Raw genomic sequence first — 16,296 nt, 5'->3', positions numbered from 1 at the left:
TTGGACAGCCCTGGCGCCCCTGCCGCCGAGACGGCAGGGGCCGGGTCTCCTGTGCCGTTAGCGGGTGCCGCGCGACCGACGAGCCTGCTCCAGCGCGTCCTGGTTAGCCCTGTCGATCTCCGTCCATTCGGCCCTGGTGTGGCAGACGCGTTTCCCCGCCAGGATGCTGCCGGTGACCTGCATTCGCCGGCAGACCTTCTTCTCGGAAGCCTCCGCTCCCCCCTGGTCTACCGCCGCGCCTTTGTCGGTCCCCTGCGCGAGCGCCGTGCCTGCGCTCAGCGCGCCAAGCAGAACCGCAAGAATCATCGTCCGCATCATACCCTCCTGAAAGTCCCGAGCGAAAGGTAACGCGGTGACCCGGTAGAGGAAGCGCTATTCGCTTCTACGGTACTAGTGGGTCCTTCAGACGGCCTGGTTGAACTGCAACGCCGCGAGGCGCGCGTAGAGGCCGCCGCGGGCGATCAGCTCGCCATGGGTCCCGCTCTCGACGATGCGTCCCTCGTCCATCACGATGATGCGGCCGGCCGCCCGCACGGTGGCGAGGCGGTGGGCGATCACCAGCGTGGTGCGACCGGCCATCAGTCGCTCCAGCGCGTCCTGCACCAGACGTTCGCTCTCTGCGTCCAGCGCGGAGGTGGCTTCGTCCAGCAGCAGGATCGGGCTGTCGCGCAGCAGCGCGCGGGCGATCGCGATCCGCTGGCGCTGGCCGCCCGATAGGCGTGCTCCGCCTTCGCCCAGGAAGGTGTCGAGCCCTTCCGGCAGCGCGCGGAGGAACTCGCTCGCATTGGCGGCATCCGCCGCTGCCCAGATCGCCTCGTCGCTCGCGTCCCAGCGGCCGTAGCGCAGATTGTCGCGCGCCGAGGCACCGAAGATCACCGTCTCCTGCGGCACCATGGCGATGCGCGCGCGCACCTCTGCCGGATCGGCATCGCGCACGTTCACCCCGTCCACCGACACCGTGCCGCTCGCCGGATCGTAGAAGCGCTGGAGCAGCTGGAACAGCGTCGACTTGCCGGCACCGGACGGGCCGACCACCGCCACCGTCTCCCCGGGCGCGACCTCGAGCGAGAAGTCAGTGAGCGCCGCCACGTCCGGGCGGGTGGGGTAGCGGAACGCGACGTTCGCGAACGCCAGCGCGCCCTGCGGCGGCTGCGGCAGCGCCACGGGATTGGCCGGGGCACGGATCTCGGGCTCCTGGGCGAGCAGCTCGGCGAGACGGCCGGCGGCGCCCGAAGCGCGCAGCAGGTCGCCGTAGACCTCCGTCAGCGCGCCGAACGAACCGGTCACCAGCGCCGCGGTGATGACGAAGGCGGTCAGCGCGCCGCCGGTCGTGCGGCCCGAGGCGACGTCGCTGACGGCATCCCACAGGATCAGCGTGATCGCACCAAACAACAGCCCGATCACCATCGCGGTCATGATCGCTCGGGTGCCGAAGCGGCGGCGCGCCACGCCGAAGCCCGCCTCCACCGCCGACTGGAAGCGCTCCGCCTCGCGCTTCTCCTGCCCGAACGCCTGCACGATCTTCATCGCGCCCAGCGTCTCCGACGCGATGGCGCCGATATCGGCGATGCGGTCCTGGCTGGAGCGCGACAGCTTGCGCACCCGCGAGCCCATCCAGATGATCGGCGTCACCACCAGCGGGATGCCGATGATGAGGTAGGCGGCCAACTTGGGTGCCAGCGCGAACAGGTAGATCACGCCGCCGATACCGATCAGCAGGTTGCGCAGCGCCGTCGAGACGGTGGTGCCGACGATCTGCTCGACGATGGCGGTGTCGGCGGTCAGGCGCGACGCGATCTCGGACGGGCGGTTCTCCTCGAACCAGCGCGGCGGCATGCGCAGCAGGTTGCGATGCACGGCCGCGCGCATATCGGCGACGGTCCGCTCGCCCAGCCACGACACGAAGTAGAAGCGGCCGGCAGTCGCGAATGCCAGCGCAACGACGACGAACAGCAGCCCTTCGAAATAGCCGCCGATCTGCGACGGATCGGCCCCGGCGGCAAAACCGTTGTCGACCACCTTCTGGAAGGTGCGCGGGATCCACAGCGTCGCCATTGCCGCGATCAGCAGCGACACCAGCGCCGCGGCAAGCTGCAGCTTGTAGCGGATGGTGAAGCTCCACACGAGCTTGAGGGCGGGCAACATGCGCGTGGTCGGTTCGGCCGATGCGGCGCGCTGCGAGGAACGGAGTGCCATGCCGCCCGACTAGCGCGAACCGCCGCCGGGCGAAACCTCTGCGCGACGGCGTGCGTTCTGGTAGACGAGTGCCCGATGATTGCAGCCGCTTCGAAGTGGCTTATATCGTGGAACAAAGTGCCGTCCTGCGCGGGCGCGCTGGCGAAGGACGGTTTCTTGATGTTGTACGACGCTTACGAATTCCAACGATCGATGCTGGCCGGTGCCAGCGCCATGGCGAACTTCGGCGCGGGCCTGCTCCAGAACCCGGCGAACCCGTTTTCCTATTTCGGCGGCGGCCCGGTGCTTGCGTCTGCTTTGGAAGTCTTCGCGCATGCGGCTGCCCCGCGCGGCAAGCCGGCCTTCGGCATCACCCAGACGGTGGTCGACGGCCGCGAAGTCGCGGTCCGTGAAGAGATCGTGCTGCGCAAGGCCTTCGGCCAGCTCAAGCATTTCGTGCGCGAGGGCGTGACCGGCGGGCCCAAGCTGCTGATCGTCGCGCCCATGTCGGGCCATTACGCGACGCTGCTGCGCGACACGGTGCGGCGGATGCTGGTCTCGGCCGACGTCTACATCACCGACTGGCGCGATGCGAAGCTGGTGCCGCTGTCGGACGGCCGCTTCGACCTCGACGATTACATCGACTACCTGACCGACTTTCTGGCTGCGATTGGAGCCGAAGGCGATCCCCGCGCGCATGTGCTGGCGGTGTGCCAGCCGTCGGTTCCCGCCTATGCCGCGACCGCGGCGATGGGCCGCGATCGCCACCCGAACCGCCCCTATACGCTCAGCATGATGGGCGGCCCGATCGACACGCGCGAGGCGCCGACGGCGGTCAACACGCTCGCCACGGAGCGCCCGCACGCCTGGTTCGAACAGAATGTCATCGCGACCGTGCCGATGACCTATCCGGGCGCCGGCCGCCGGGTGTACCCGGGCTTTCTCCAGCTCGCCGGCTTCATGAGCATGAACCTCGGCAACCACATGATTTCCCACTGGGAGATGTTCAAGCATCTGGTCGAGGGCGACGGCGACAGCGCGTCCGCGACCAAGGACTTCTACGACGAGTATCGCTCGGTCTGCGACATGACCGCGGAGTTCTACCTCCAGACGATCGAGCTGGTGTTCCAGACCCACGCGCTGCCGAACGGCACGATGACGCATCGCGGCCGGCCGGTAGATCCGGCGTCGATCACCGACACCGCGCTGCTGGCGATCGAAGGGGAGCGCGACGACATCTCCGGCGTCGGGCAGACGCGGGCGGCGCTCACGCTCGCCAAGGCGCTTCCCGAGGAGATGAAGCAGTATCACCTTGCCGAGGGTGTCGGCCACTACGGCATTTTCCACGGCTCGAAGTGGCGCAACCGCATCGCGCCGGTGCTGGAGGGCTGGATCGCGCAGCACGGCGGCTGAAGCCGCCGCGAGCTTTCAGTCCCAGGCAGTTCTGGCCCAGTGCCACGCCGTCCAGGCGAGCACCGCCCACAGCATCACCACCATCGCCAGCCCGGCCCATGAGACCGGGCGGCGAGAGGCCGCCTCTGCCGCGGCGCGGTGTTCGACCAGCAGCGACGCCGGCACCATCCGCGCGATCAGCCAGAGACCTGCAGGGATCAGCAGCGCGTCGTCGATCAGCCCCAGCACCGGCACGAAGTCCGGCACCAGGTCGATCGGCGACAGCGCATAGGCCGCGATCACCAGCCCCAGCAGCCGTGCGGGCAGGGGCGTGCGGGGGTCGCGCACCGCCAGCCACACGGCGTGCGCTTCCACCCGCACGCGGTGGGCGAGCGAGGGCCCGACGAAACGCCGGGCGCGCAAGCTAGAGCGTAACCCGGGTGTGGCTTCCGGCTTCCTCGTCATAGATGGTGTTGCCCGTCAGCATCTTGAGCTTGCCCGTGATGCTGTGATCGGTTTCCCAGATCTCGGCATCGGCCAGGTCGAAGCGCAGCATCAGCAGGTTCGGATCCTGGCGCCCGCCTTCGTACCAGGCCTCGACCTGCTTGTTCCAATAACGGTCGATCACCGCCGGGTCGCTCTCGGTGCTCAGCGTGCCGCGCAGCGACGCATAGAGGTCGTGGTTCTTGGACACGAACTGGACGGTCGCGGGGCCGCCTGCGGCTGCGCGATTGTCCTTCTTGGTGTAGAACCAGAACTCGCTGTCGGCGTCCTCGTCCAGCACCGCGTACATCGGCTCGAAGTGCTCGCGGTCGGTGGTGGTGCCCAGCATCACATAAGGGCTGGCGGCCATCGCCTTCCACATCTGCTCGCGGATTTCCTTCGGGCTCTTGTCCGGCATCATTGTCCTCCTTGAATGGCTCAGGGAGGACAACGACCAGGGGCGCGGCGGTTTCCACGCCGTTCCGCATCACGCAGGGTTATGCTTGGCCAGGAAGCTCTCCAGCGCCTTCAGGAACTCCAGCCGGTCCTGCTCGCGGGAGAAATGATGGTCGGCGAGCGGCTGCTCGATATAGTCGACGGGCTTGCCCGCCCGCTTCAGCCGCTGGACCAGGGTCCGCGACTGCCGCACTGGTACCACCCGGTCCTTGACGCCGTGTACCACCAGCAGCGGCGTGCCGAAGCCCGCCGGATTGTTGATCGGCGATACCGCCGCCAAGTCTGGCGCCTGCCGCTTCAGCCAGTCGCGCCGAGCGCCCGAATAGAGGAAGCGGCTGTTGTAGCGGCGCATCGCATTGAGGTCGGAGACGCCGGCAAAGGAAACGGCACAGCGATAAAGCGTCGGATCGCGCTCGGCGGCGCGAAAGGCCGCGTAGCCGCCATAGGAGGCGCCCACCATGCACACCCGCTTCGGATCGGCGATACCCTGCTTGGCGAGCGCGGACACCGCATCGTTCAGGTCGTCCTGCATCGCCAGGCCCCATTGGCCCTCGCCCTTTTCGGTGAAGGGCGTGCCGTAGCCGGACGAGCCGCGGTAGTTGGGCTGGATCACCGCATAGCCGCGATCGGCGAGGAACTGCGTCCACCAGTCCCATTCCTCGGTGTCGCGTGCGAAGGGGCCGCCATGGGGCAGGACGATCAGCGGCAGGTCGCGGTCCGCGCCCTTGGGCGTCGTGAGCACCGCCGCGATCTCGAGGCCGTCGCGCGCCTTGTAGCGGATCGTGCGAACCGGATGCAGCCGCTTCATCCCGATCTTGGGGTTGGTGAAGCCAAGGTCGGTGAGTGTGTCCGTCGCCTTGTCGTAGAGGAAATAGGCGCCCGGGGAGTCGGACCCGCTTGCCAGCAGGATCACGCGCGACTGGTCGCGGCTGAACGAGACCAGCCGGACCTGCGCGCCGCGGATTCGTTCTCCCAGCTGCTTGGCCAGCTTGGCGATCTCCGGATCCATCCAGTGCTGCTGCGGCCGGTCTGTGCGGATGCCGACGCCCAGCACTCTCGATTCGCCGCTGTCGGAGATCACACCACCCAGGTCGAAGCCCTCGGTCGCCATCAATTGCTTGCCGCGGGTCATCGTTTCCAGGTCCAGCTCGTAGAGCGCGCTGAACCCCTTTTCGTCGTCGGCGATCGTCACCGCCCCGCCGGTGTCGCCCAGGAACAGCGCCGGGACCGTTAGGGAGCCGTCGTCGTCGCGGTCCACCGTCCGGAAGCGGCCCCGGTCACCCGCACGGTACAGCAGCCGCCGGCGGCGCCCGTCGTCCGATCGGCCGATGCCCATGCGCACCGCGCCCTTGCCGTCAGCGTACCAGGCCATCACGCCCGGCTGGCCCTCCATCACACGGGTGCGCTTGCCCGTGGCCAGGTCGAACAGGTCGACCCGCGGCCAAAAGCCGGGATCGTTGCTGTAGATCGACGTCTGATAGCCCAGCAGCACCCGAGCCGTACCGTCGTTGGCAGCCCAGAGGATGTCATCGCCGTTCTGTGCCGCGCTGTCCTTTGCCAGGACCTGCACCTTCTGGCCATCGGCGCCCACCGCGACCGCGCGGGTGACGTACCAATCCTCGTCTCCGACCGGACTGGTTCGACCGATGCCGATCACCAGCCAGTCGTCATTGACCCAGCGCCACCAGTTCAGGTCTGCCTCGCCCAGGCCCGCGTATCGCGGCGGCCCGCCGTCGACGGGGATGATGGCGAGGTACAGCGTGCCGTTGAGCGCCACGCGCGCTGCATAGGTCTTCCCGTTCGGGGAGAGCTCGGGCGATTGCAGCATCGGCAGGGCGGCGAAATCCTCGATCGGCCTCGGCCCGCGCTTCGCGGCGACCTTAGTCTCTGCCGGTCCGGCCGAGCCGGCCGGCGGCAGCGGCTGTCCTCCCGCCGCTAGCGCCGCGCTCGCGAGTGCCAGCAGGCCCACACCGGTCGCGGCTCGACCGGCTGCCCAACGTCCCTTGATCATCATTCCCCCCCTCAGCCGGGGCCCCCGCGCCGGACCCGCCATGCTGGCCAAGCACTCGGCACAAGGCAACCCCCGCGCGCGCACGTCGCCACCGGAGGGATGAAGAATGACGAAGGCCGCACGATGTGCCGTGCGGCGGGGAAGGGTCAGGCGGCCTTGCGCTCCGTCGCCTCCGCCAGGATCTCCTCTTCGACTTCCGCCTCGAGGAAAGCGATCAGGCCGCGTTCGAAGCGGCTCAGATAGCGTTTCGCCCGCGGCAGTCGCAGCGTTTCCCGAAACTCGGCCTGGCCGTGTTTCACCAAATCGATCAGACGCGGGTGGACATAGGATTTGCGGGCGATCGCCGGCGTGTTGCCGAGCGCCTCCACCACCGGTTCGAGCATCGTCTTGAGGCTGATGTCGTGCGTTGCCGTCGCCAGTGCCTCGAACGCCAGGACGCTCGCGCCCCAGGTGCGGAAGTGTTTGGCGGTGTAGTCGGCGCCCATCGCCTCGCGGATGTAGCAGTTGACGTCGGTGGAGGTGACGGGATGCGTCTCCCCCGCGGAGTCGACCCAGCGGAACAGGTGCTGTCCCGGCAGGTCCTGGCACCGCTTCACGAAGCGGATAAGCGAGCCGTCGGTGACGGTCAGCGTCCGCATCTTGCCCGACTTGGCGCGGTATTGCAGCTTCAGCCGATCGCCCTTCAGCGTCGCGTGCCGCTTGCGCAGCGTGGTCGCCCCGAAGCTCTTGTTCTCCTTCGCATAACCCTCGTTGCCGACGCGTACGCGGCCCAGGTCGAGCAGCCGGACGACCGCCGCGACCGCGCGATCCTTGTCCAACGTGCGGTGGCGAAGGTCCGCTTCGACCTTGGCGCGAAGCTTGGGCAGCAAATGGCCGAACTGGGCGCAGCGGTCGTACTTCTCCGCCTCGCGCGCTTCGCGAAAGGCGGTGTGGTAGCGATATTGCTTGCGGCCCCGTTCGTCCCAGCCGATCGCCTGGATATGGCCGAACGGGTCGGGCGAGAACCACGCGTCGCGATAGGCGGGGGGCAGGCCGATCGCGTTCAGCCGGTCGATCTCGTCGCGATCGGTGATGCGGGTCCCGTCCGTCCCGAAATACCCCCAACCGTGACGCATCTTGCGGCGGGTGATACCCGGCTGCGCATGGTCGATGAACTGGATTTCCCCGCCTGTCATTGGATCCTCTCGATTGTCGCTCCCAATGCGCCGCTCGTCGCTTCGTTCCGGAACCGCGGGGAGTGCGGCTTGTTCGACCTTGGCGTTCCCCAACAGGATAGGAGAATTCCAATGGCAGACCTTGGCGATGCGCGCGTGCTGATCCTGGCGGCCGACGGATTCGAGGAATCCGAGCTGTTCGAGCCGCGGCAGGCACTGCTCGACGCGGGTGCGACCGTCACCCTGGCCTCGATCAAGACCGACGCCATCCAGGGAGTGGTGCACGACACCGAGAAGGGAAAGACGATCACGCCCGACCTCAAGCTGGAGGACGTGGACGTCGACGATTACGACGCGCTGCTCCTGCCGGGCGGCGTCGCCAACCCGGACAAGATGCGGCTGCAGGAGCGTGCGGTCGAGATCGTCGGCGAGTTCATGGACGAGGGCAAGATCGTGGCGGCGATCTGCCACGCGCCCTGGCTGCTGGTAGAGGCCGACGTGGTCGACGGCCGCCGCGTCACCAGCTGGCCCTCCGTCCGCACCGACCTGGAAAACGCCGGCGCCGACGTGGTGGATGAACAGGTGGTCGTCGACGATAACCTCATCACCAGCCGCAAGCCGGACGACATCCCAGCGTTCAACCGCGCCCTGATCGAGGCGCTGGAGAACGACCTCGCCGAAGACGAGGACGACGACGAGGTGGACGCGGAGGCAGGCTCCGGCGACGATTGAGCGTTGCGGGCGGCCGGCTCGCCCGGCCGCCCGTTTCTGCTATGACGGTGCTGGCGGCGCGGGGCCGCTCCAGCTCGAGGATCGCCCATGCGCTTGTCCGCCGTCATCACCGCTGTCCTGCCCCTGTTGGTCGGAGCCGCCAGCGGCCCGCTCGCAGCCCAGTCCGGCGGTCCGTTCACGGTTGCGGAGACCGGCCGCAGCTACGCGCGCCTCCAGGATGCGGTGGGTGCGATCGGCGCCGGCACGGGCACCATCCGGATCGCGCCCGGCACCTACCGCCAGTGCGCGGTGCAGGAACAGGGGCGGATCGCCTATGTCGCCGCCGAACTCGGCAGGAGCGTGTTCGAGCGGGTCACGTGCGAGGACAAGGCGGCGCTGGTGCTACGCGGCGCCGGCGCGCGGGTCGACGGGCTGGTCTTCACCCATCTCCAGGTGGCCGATGGCAACGGCGCGGGCATCCGTATCGAGAAGGGCGATCTCGCCGTGGCGAACACCCGGTTCATCGACAACCAGTCCGGCATCCTGTCCGCGAGCGATCCGACGGCCACGATCACCGTGGATCGCTCGACCTTTGCCGGCCTTGGCAAGGACCCGACCGGCAATGGCGCCCACGGCATCTACGTGGGCGGTTACGGCGCGCTGACGGTCACGCGGTCCCGCTTCGAACGCGGCACAGGCGGGCATTATCTCAAGAGCCGGGCCCCGCGCGTGACGATCGTCGACAACAGCTTCGATGACAGCGCGGGGGAGGGGACGAATTACATGATCGACCTGTCCAACGGCGCGACCGGGCGCATTGCGGGCAATAGCTTCGAGGTGGGCCCGAACAAGGACAATTACTCGACCATGATCACCGTCGCGCCCGAGGGGGCGGAGAACCCTTCGACGGGGCTGGTGGTCGAGAACAACCGCTCCTGGCTCACGCCCGCCTTCCGCTGGAAGACCACCTTCGTGGGCAATTGGTCCGGTGATCGCGTGACGCTGCGCAACAACCAGCTTGCCGAGCGGATCGCGCCCTACGCCGATCGCTAGCGATCACGTCGCCAGGCGCGACCCCAGCCAGCCGGCAAGATACTCCAGGCACGCGATCCGCCGCCACAGGCCGGAGTCGGTGATCCGTTCCATGTCGAAGTAGCGCTGCATCGCCGGGAACGCGGGGTCGATCACCCGGTGCATATAGTCGGGCGAGAGCAGCCCGCCGTGCTCGTCGCCCAGCGGCCGCAGCCGGCGCTGGACCGCATAGCTGTGCTGGCGCACCCAAGCCGGCCGGATGCGCGAGGACCATTCGTCGAACCGGTGGCGCAGGCTCGGCGGCCCGGCGAAGTCATGGCCGTAGGCGGAAGGATAGCCGGCGAGCACCGGGTCGATCGCCGCCAGCAGCCGGGCTTCGAACGCCCCGGCGTGCTTTGCGGCCATGGGCAGCGTCAGCGCGGCCGACACCAGCTGATGGTCCAGGAACGGCATCAGATAGGCGCCGTGCTGCGCCTCCAGGCTGATCTCGCGGCCGAACAGCGCCCGACAGCGCACGCGCGGATAGGCCTGCTCGGCATGGGTGCGGGACATGCTGGTCCGCGCGTCCGGCAGGTCTAGGGCGTCGGCGATCTTGTCTGCGATCCGGTCCAGGAACGCGCGCCCGTCGAACCCCGGCGTGGCGTCCCCGGGCGTGAAGCGCGCGAAGAAACTGCGGGCGATGGTCCTCGCGGTCAGCCGCCGGTCGGGCAGCAGGAAGAAGTCGCGATAAACTTCTCCACATCCGCCCGAGGCCGCGAGGTCGCCGTCCGCGTGCCGACGCAGTTGGGCTGCGGCATGGCCGCCGTTGTCGAAGATGTTGCCATAGGTCGGCAGCCCGTCGAACTGGTGGAAGTTCGCCTCCACCTGCGCCGGGAACGCCTCAGGCGTCATCGGCGCGGCCGATTTGTCGATCCAGTCGACTGCGAACCCCTCCGCCCGGCCGATTGCCTGCGCGATCCGAACGTCCGCGCTACCCTCCGGCCCATAGACATAGACCGATGGCGTGCTGCCGGCCGCGCGCAGCCCCGCGAACAGCAGCCGCGAATCGATCCCGCCGGAAAGCGGGCAGTGAATGCGGTCGCCATATGCAGCGACATAGGGCGCCACCGTCGCGCGCAGGCGCTCCGCATGCTCGGCCAGGCGATCGGGGGGGCGGGCCCGGCTTGGCGCATGGGGCAGCGGCTTCGCGGTCGCGTGGCGGGTCACCCCGTCGCGGGTGAGTTCCAGCACCCACTTCGGCCCCAGCGTCTTCAGTTCGGCAAACACCGTGTCGTCGCCGATCGGCACCACGTTGAACGCGTGTTCGTACACCCCCTGCGCATCGAAGCGGACGCTCGGCAGCGCCTGCAACGCGGCGAGCAGCGAGGTCGAGAAGATCCGGTTGTCCAGGTCGTGGAACAGCTGGAACGCCCCGAAAAAGTCGCCGAACAGGAAGGCGCGGCCGTTCTTGCGGACCAGCGCCACGAACTCGCCGCCGATCCGCGACCAGTCCAGCGCCGGCAACTGCGTCTCGCGCAGCAACGCGGCAAGTGCCGGCGCGCCGAGACGACCGTCGAACACCAGCGTTCCGGCGACCGCGACCAGGTCGTCGCCCGCGACCAGCAAGCCTCCGGCACCGCCGCTCGGCGGCTCGAAATGCAGCAGGGACCAGCCGGGAAAGCTGTGCCTTGTCGGGGCGGTCAGCCCGGCCCGTGCCCCCTGCGCCTGCGCCGCCGCGAACGCCTGCTCGCAGGAGGGGCCGCTGTCCGTACGTGCGAGAAACAGTCCCCCCATCGCTTCCCTATCCCTCCGCCGGCTGGAGTGGCGCCGCGCCGGGCCTCGGTCGCGCCTGCCGGATCGGACGCCACTGGCTCTCCGCACGCTTGCGCGCGAGATAGCCGTCGAGCCCCATCTGCGCGCCCAGCAGCATGAAGACGAAGGGATTGAACGCGATCGCCACGAACGCCGCGCCCAGCAGGTAGATGAGGTGCGCGTGCTGCAGCGCCGTCGCGAGCGGCGAGGCCCAGGCAAGCTCCGGCGGCGCCTGCGAATAGCGGCGGCGCAGCAGTTCCATCCGGAACAGCCCTCCCAGGTGGATCGCCAGCCACAGTGCCAGCCCGAAATAGCCCTGCTCGCCGAGCATCTCAAAATAGGCGCTGTGGTAGGCGCGCGCCTGATCGACCTCGAGCGCGCGCTCCACCGTCGCGTTGTTGCGGTCTCCGACGGTGGCGACCGTGTCGTAGCGGATGCGGTTCTGGCGATAGGCGTCGAACCCGCCGCCCATCGGGTGATCCCGCACATAGTCGATCGTCCACTGCCACACCGCCAGCCGGGTCGAGGCGGACGTGTCGGCCTGATAGCTGCGGATGGTCTCCATGCGCTCCGTGAAGGTGGAGGGAAGCAGCGGCACCGCGATCAGCGCTGCCGCTCCCAGTGCCGAAAGGTAGAGCACCCGCCGCTTCACCTCGCGCAGCATCAGCACCGCGAGCAGCCCGACGCACAGCAGGCCCGTCCGTGCCGAGGTGCCGACCGGGATCAGCAGGCATGCGAAGCTCAGCGCATAGCAATAGGTCCGCACCCGCCAATCCGGCGGAAAGATCGTCCCGTGCCGCGTGAACCACAGGATGATCGGAATGATCGCGATCGCGACGGTGGAGATGGTGCTGCTCTCGTAGAGGCCCGAATTGTTGGAGACCATGAGGTTCAGCTCACCATAGCCGCCGCCGGTCACCAGCGTCTTGATGGCGCCCACCACGATGATCGAGGCTGCCGACAGGAGCATGAACAGCAGCAACGCCTCGATCCTCAGGCGCGTGCGCAGGGTCAGCGGCAGGAAGATGGCGAAGGCCATCGCCTTCCACACCCAGTCCCATTTGTACCGGGCCTCCACCGGGAAGTCGGCGTGGACGGTGGTGTACCAGCACCAGCCGATCAGCATCATCAGCAGCACCTGCCGAGGCGCGATCCGCAGCCCGCGCTTGTCATCGGCGAGCAGCCATCCGCCCACCGCAAAGGCGGCCGCGATCGCGGAGATCGGCACCGAGTTCAGCAGCAGGTAGGTCAGCCGCTGCGGCGAGACGATGTCGATATAGGCATAGGCTAGCACGAACAGGAACGGCCGGCGAAAGCCGAAGGCGAACAGCGCTGCCAGGAAGCCGACAAATGCAAGATCACGCACCGAAGCGGTTCCTGCGCCGCGACTTAGCGGGCTCGGATGCGGGGGGCGTCTCCCGGTCCAGGTCCGGCCGCCGCAGCAGCAGCCATGCGGCCAGCAGCATCAACCCGTGCGAGAGACCAAGCGAGAAATTGTCGATCATCGTCCCGCTTTCTTACCTCTCGCCGGCCAGCGACTGCACAAGCACGGTTGACGCAGCGTTAAATGCTTTAGAGGCAGGACACCAGCCATGCGGATCCTGCACGTCCTTGATCATAGTCTGCCGCTGCACAGCGGCTATACCTTTCGCACGCGCGCGATCCTGAAGGCGCAGATCGCGCGCGGCTGGACCGTGGCGGGCGTGACGGGGGCACGGCAGGGCGGTCACGCCGCCCCCGAGGAGGACGTCGACGGGCTGCACTTCTTCCGCACCGATCCGCCCGAACCCGCCCGCGCGCCCCTGGGCGAACTGCGCGAGGTGGCGGCCCTCGCCCGGCGCGTCGAGCAGGCGGTCGACCGGTTCAAGCCGGACGTGCTGCACGCCCATTCGCCGGTGCTCGACGGGCTGGCGGCGCTGCTCGTGGCCCGCCGCCGCAAGCTGCCGCTCGTCTATGAGATCCGCGCCTTCTGGGAAGACGCCGCGGTCGGCAACGGTACCGGGCGTGAAGGCTCGTTCCGCTACCGGGCGATCCGCCGCCTCGAAACCTGGCTCGTGCGCCGCGCGAACGCGGTCGCCGTGATCTGCGAGGGACTGCAGCGCGACCTCGTCGCGCGCGGCATCGATCCCGCCCGCATCTTCGTGTCCCCCAACGGCGTGGACATGGCGCTGTTCGGCGACCCGCCGCCGCCGGACGCGGCGCTCGCCCGCGAACTGGGGCTGGAGGGAGAGACGATCGGCTTCATCGGCAGCTTCTACGACTATGAAGGGCTGGACGATCTGATCGCGGCGATGCCGGCGCTGGTGGCCAGGCGCCCCCGGCTGAAGCTGCTGCTGGTGGGCGGTGGCCCGACGGAGGCTGCTCTGCGCGCCCAGGCCGCGGCGTCGCCGGCTTCCGACGCGATCCGCTTCGTCGGGCGGGTCCCACACGAGGCGGTGGAGCGCTACTACGGTCTCGTCGACGTGCTGGTCTATCCGCGCAAGCACATGCGGCTGACCGACCTCGTCACGCCGCTCAAGCCGCTGGAGGCGATGGCGCAGCGCCGGCTGGTGGCGGCTTCCGATGTCGGCGGCCACCGCGAGTTGATCCGGGACGGCGATACCGGCACGCTGTTCCCCGCCGACGATCCGCAGGCGCTTGCCGAACGGGTGGCCGCGCTGTTCGAAAACCGGGGAGAGTGGGACGCGATGCGCGTCCGCGCCCGCGCTTTCGTCGAGCGCGAGCGTAACTGGTCGTCAAATGTTTCGCGCTACGAACCCGTATACCACGCGCTTGTCAAAGGCTTCGCAACGGACGCACCATGGACGCCACAGTCGCTCCCCGACGCTTGAGCCTGCCCGCCGCCACCGCTGCCGCCGTTCTCGGCGGGGGGGGCGTCGCGCTGATCGTGCTGCTGCTGCCCACGGCTCTCCTGGAAAGGCAGGTCGCGGCGAGCGGGCTGCCGGCCATCCTCGCCGCAGCCGCGCCGCCGCTGGGGATGACGGCGCGCCTCGCGCTGATGCTGTTCCTAGGCGGCATCGCTGCGGGATTGATGTGGGGGCTGGGCCGGATCGCCTTCGGCAGGCTCCCCCTGGTGATGACGCTCCCGGCGATCCGCCGTCCCGGGCGCGCCGCGCCGCGGGAGATCGCGGCCATTCCGGTCCTGCGCCGCGGCGATGCGCATCCGGACGCCCCGGCGCGCGCGCCCGTGCTCGCGATGCGCGACCTCGGCACCCCCTTTCTGGAGGTGACGGCGGCGAACACGGTCGTGGCGGTTCCGGCCGAGCCGATCGAGCAGGCGCTGCCGGAAGACCTCGACCTGCCGCTCGCTGCCTTCGATCCGGACGCCATTCCGGTGCCGGTCGAGCCGCCGCGGCCGCTGTTCCACATCGATGCGGCGTCGGGTGAGGGTGCCGATGCGGTGCTGCTCACCCGTCAGATCCGCGCCGGTTTCGCCGCACCGCCCGAGCCCGAACCGGAGCCGCCGGTCGAGGAAAGCTCGACCCGCGCATTGCTGGTCCGGCTTGAGCGGGGGCTCGCGCGGCGGGAGCGGGGCGAGGGCGCGCCCCAGCTCGCGCGTGGCAGTGCGGGAGACGAGACGCTGCAGGCGACGCTCGCCTCGCTGCGACGCTGGGCCACCAGCGCCTGAGGATCAGCGTTCCTCCACCGTCAGTACTTCGATTTCGGCGCGAAGCCGCTCGCCATCCACCTTGCTCGACAGCATTTCTAAGTCGGCCACCAAGTGCCCGCGCAGCGGCAGCTCCGCCTCCGGCAACGCCTGAAGCCACGCCTCTAGTTCCGCTGTCGCCCTCCCGGCCATCCGGACCCGGTGGCGCGCGCCGTTGAAGGTGGCGCTCGCCCAGGGCGTGCTTTCGATGCCCTCGATCGTGATCCCGTGGCCGCCTGCCTGGCCGGCCAGCAACAGCCGGCGTTCCAGCAAGGTCGTCACGTCCGGCCCGCGGCTCATGCGCGGCCCTCCTGCTCGGCGATATAGGTCTCGATCCGCGCCACCGTGTCGGGCCGCGGTTCGCGTCCGTTGCGCAGGTCGCCGACCAGCCGCGGGTCGTGCACCGCGTTCCGCCCGAACAGCGTCGGCGGCATGCCGCTCGCGTGCAGGAACCGGTCGATCTTCTGCAGAATTGTCACCTGACAATCTCCTGATTCGCGTCTTTCCGTTCCGGTTCTGTTCTCGCAAATCCAACTTGTCTAGGAAGATTCCTACGGCTACCAAGAGGCGTGGAACCCGAGCAGCAACGCGCGGTGCTCGCCGCCCTGGCGGCAGAGCGGGGCGAGAGCCTGGCCGCGCTGTCGCGACTGCTCGGACGCAACGCCGCCTATCTTCAGCAATATCTGGAGCGCGGCAGCCCGCGCATGTTGCGCGAGGAGGACCGCGAGAAGCTGGCCCGCTACTTCGGCGTTCCGGAAGGCCGCCTGGGAGGTCCGGCGGTGCCGCACACGGTCGCGATCCCGCGCCTGGACCTTGCGGCCTCCGCGGGACCTGGCGCCCTGGTGGAACTGGAATCCGCCGCACCCTTGCGCCTGGATGGTGAGTTCGTCCGCCGGCTCGGCGCGCGGCCGGAGGCGCTGTCGATGATCGCCGTGCGCGGCGACTCGATGGCGCCGACGCTGGAGGACGGCGACTCGATCCTGGTCGACACCGGCTCGCGAGACGGCGGGGAGGGCGTCCAGGTCGTCCGCCACGAAGGCGTGCTGCTGGTGAAGCGCCTGCGCAAAATCACGGACGGCACCGCTCTCGTCAGCGACAATCCCGCATACCCGCCGATCCCGGTGCGCCCGGGCGACCGGCTGGAGATCGTGGGCCGTGTCGTCTGGCTGGCCCGGCGCCTGCGCTGACCGTCAGCGGCGGTCGACCAGCCACACCGCCAGCGCGATCGCGACGCCCGCCGCCGCGCCGACCAGAAAGCCGATCGTCGGCTGGTGGAAGCCGACGGCGCCGAGGATCGTACCGCCGAGCACGCCGGTCGCGATGGCGAAGCCGCCGGCAGCGGTGTTGCGGGAGGGGCGCGGGTCCATGCCCTGCCTCTGCCATGTCGATGCCGCGCGCGCCAGTCATGCGACACCACCCTAGCGGACCGCCCCGTGCGTGCGGCG

General features: G+C 69.0%; 18 protein-coding genes. 6 read left to right on the top strand and 12 right to left on the bottom strand.

Going from position 1 to position 16,296, the window contains the following annotated elements; all coding sequences use genetic code 11:
• Positions 1-57: 57 nt before the first annotated feature.
• On the bottom strand, positions 58-315 hold the full coding sequence (locus tag VPH46_RS05045) for a hypothetical protein (protein ID WP_416609441.1): 258 nt from the start codon (positions 313-315) through the stop codon (positions 58-60).
• A gap of 87 nt (positions 316-402) precedes the next feature.
• Entirely contained in the window at positions 403-2,145 is a 1,743-nt protein-coding gene (locus VPH46_RS05040) for an ABC transporter transmembrane domain-containing protein (RefSeq protein ID WP_416609644.1), read from the bottom strand.
• Positions 2,146-2,355: 210 nt separating this feature from the next.
• Between VPH46_RS05040 and VPH46_RS05035 the strand changes: the two genes are divergently transcribed.
• On the top strand, positions 2,356-3,588 hold the full coding sequence (locus VPH46_RS05035) for a polyhydroxyalkanoate depolymerase (RefSeq protein ID WP_416609439.1): 1,233 nt from the start codon (positions 2,356-2,358) through the stop codon (positions 3,586-3,588).
• A gap of 15 nt (positions 3,589-3,603) precedes the next feature.
• Here the strand turns inward: VPH46_RS05035 and VPH46_RS05030 are convergent, their stop codons facing one another.
• The 4 genes from VPH46_RS05030 to VPH46_RS05015 all read right to left on the bottom strand — a co-directional run bounded on the left by VPH46_RS05030 (position 3,604) and on the right by VPH46_RS05015 (position 7,692).
• Entirely contained in the window at positions 3,604-3,990 is a 387-nt protein-coding gene (locus VPH46_RS05030) for a YkvA family protein (RefSeq protein ID WP_239435985.1), read from the bottom strand.
• A gap of 1 nt (position 3,991) precedes the next feature.
• Entirely contained in the window at positions 3,992-4,468 is a 477-nt protein-coding gene (locus VPH46_RS05025; protein ID WP_416609436.1) for a pyridoxamine 5'-phosphate oxidase family protein, read from the bottom strand.
• A 69-nt stretch (positions 4,469-4,537) separates the two neighbouring features.
• On the bottom strand, positions 4,538-6,517 hold the full coding sequence (locus tag VPH46_RS05020) for an alpha/beta hydrolase family protein (RefSeq protein ID WP_416609434.1): 1,980 nt from the start codon (positions 6,515-6,517) through the stop codon (positions 4,538-4,540).
• 146 nt (positions 6,518-6,663) lie between these two features.
• Positions 6,664-7,692: a DNA topoisomerase IB gene (locus VPH46_RS05015; RefSeq protein WP_416609432.1), complete on the bottom strand. Its 1,029-nt coding sequence runs from the start codon at positions 7,690-7,692 to the stop codon at positions 6,664-6,666.
• Positions 7,693-7,803: 111 nt separating this feature from the next.
• On the opposite strand from VPH46_RS05015, the gene VPH46_RS05010 reads away from it, so the two are divergent.
• Positions 7,804-8,403 carry a type 1 glutamine amidotransferase domain-containing protein gene (locus VPH46_RS05010; protein WP_416609430.1) on the top strand — a complete coding sequence of 200 codons (600 nt, stop codon included), beginning with the start codon at positions 7,804-7,806 and terminating at the stop codon, positions 8,401-8,403.
• Between the two features lie 87 nt (positions 8,404-8,490).
• Positions 8,491-9,435, top strand: a complete 945-nt coding sequence (locus VPH46_RS05005; protein WP_416609428.1) for a NosD domain-containing protein — start codon at positions 8,491-8,493, stop codon at positions 9,433-9,435.
• A gap of 3 nt (positions 9,436-9,438) precedes the next feature.
• Here VPH46_RS05005 and VPH46_RS05000 read toward each other — a convergent pair whose 3' ends face one another.
• Genes VPH46_RS05000 through VPH46_RS04990 form a run of 3 tightly spaced genes read right to left on the bottom strand, consistent with a single transcriptional unit; the run spans position 9,439 to position 12,710 of the window.
• Positions 9,439-11,187, bottom strand: a complete 1,749-nt coding sequence (locus VPH46_RS05000) for a hypothetical protein (RefSeq protein ID WP_416609426.1) — start codon at positions 11,185-11,187, stop codon at positions 9,439-9,441.
• 7 nt (positions 11,188-11,194) lie between these two features.
• The gene (locus VPH46_RS04995; protein ID WP_416609424.1) at positions 11,195-12,571 is read right to left on the bottom strand and encodes a putative O-glycosylation ligase, exosortase A system-associated; all 1,377 of its coding nucleotides are present in this window, start codon (positions 12,569-12,571) and stop codon (positions 11,195-11,197) included.
• The gene (locus VPH46_RS04990; protein WP_416609422.1) at positions 12,564-12,710 is read right to left on the bottom strand and encodes a hypothetical protein; all 147 of its coding nucleotides are present in this window, start codon (positions 12,708-12,710) and stop codon (positions 12,564-12,566) included. The genes VPH46_RS04995 and VPH46_RS04990 overlap by 8 nt, the downstream gene beginning before the upstream one ends.
• An 87-nt stretch (positions 12,711-12,797) precedes the next feature.
• Between VPH46_RS04990 and VPH46_RS04985 the strand changes: the two genes are divergently transcribed.
• Together VPH46_RS04985 and VPH46_RS04980 are read left to right on the top strand one after the other, a co-directional pair.
• On the top strand, positions 12,798-14,036 hold the full coding sequence (locus tag VPH46_RS04985) for a TIGR04063 family PEP-CTERM/XrtA system glycosyltransferase (protein WP_416609420.1): 1,239 nt from the start codon (positions 12,798-12,800) through the stop codon (positions 14,034-14,036).
• Entirely contained in the window at positions 14,006-14,833 is an 828-nt protein-coding gene (locus tag VPH46_RS04980) for a hypothetical protein (protein ID WP_416609418.1), read from the top strand. The genes VPH46_RS04985 and VPH46_RS04980 overlap by 31 nt, the downstream gene beginning before the upstream one ends.
• Positions 14,834-14,836: 3 nt before the next feature.
• On the opposite strand, the gene VPH46_RS04975 is transcribed toward VPH46_RS04980, so the two are convergent.
• On the bottom strand, positions 14,837-15,151 hold the full coding sequence (locus VPH46_RS04975) for a hypothetical protein (RefSeq protein ID WP_416609416.1): 315 nt from the start codon (positions 15,149-15,151) through the stop codon (positions 14,837-14,839).
• On the bottom strand, positions 15,148-15,330 hold the full coding sequence (locus VPH46_RS04970) for a hypothetical protein (protein WP_125960534.1): 183 nt from the start codon (positions 15,328-15,330) through the stop codon (positions 15,148-15,150). The genes VPH46_RS04975 and VPH46_RS04970 overlap by 4 nt, the downstream gene beginning before the upstream one ends.
• Positions 15,331-15,420: 90 nt before the next feature.
• Here VPH46_RS04970 and VPH46_RS04965 point away from each other — a divergent pair, with 90 nt between their 5' ends.
• A complete protein-coding gene (locus tag VPH46_RS04965; RefSeq protein WP_416609414.1) occupies positions 15,421-16,038 on the top strand; it encodes a LexA family transcriptional regulator in 618 nt (205 codons plus the stop codon).
• A gap of 3 nt (positions 16,039-16,041) precedes the next feature.
• On the opposite strand, the gene VPH46_RS04960 is transcribed toward VPH46_RS04965, so the two are convergent.
• Positions 16,042-16,218 (bottom strand): hypothetical protein, encoded by a 177-nt coding sequence (locus VPH46_RS04960; protein WP_164521241.1) that lies wholly within the window; start codon positions 16,216-16,218, stop codon positions 16,042-16,044.
• Positions 16,219-16,296 lie beyond the last annotated feature (78 nt).

Origin of the sequence: Sphingomonas sp. MJ1 (PH-R8) (assembly GCF_048058635.1) — a bacterium.
Lineage (GTDB): Bacteria > Pseudomonadota > Alphaproteobacteria > Sphingomonadales > Sphingomonadaceae > Sphingomonas.
Note: the sequence above shows the minus strand (reverse complement) of the source record. Positions and strands in the feature narration are given on the sequence as shown.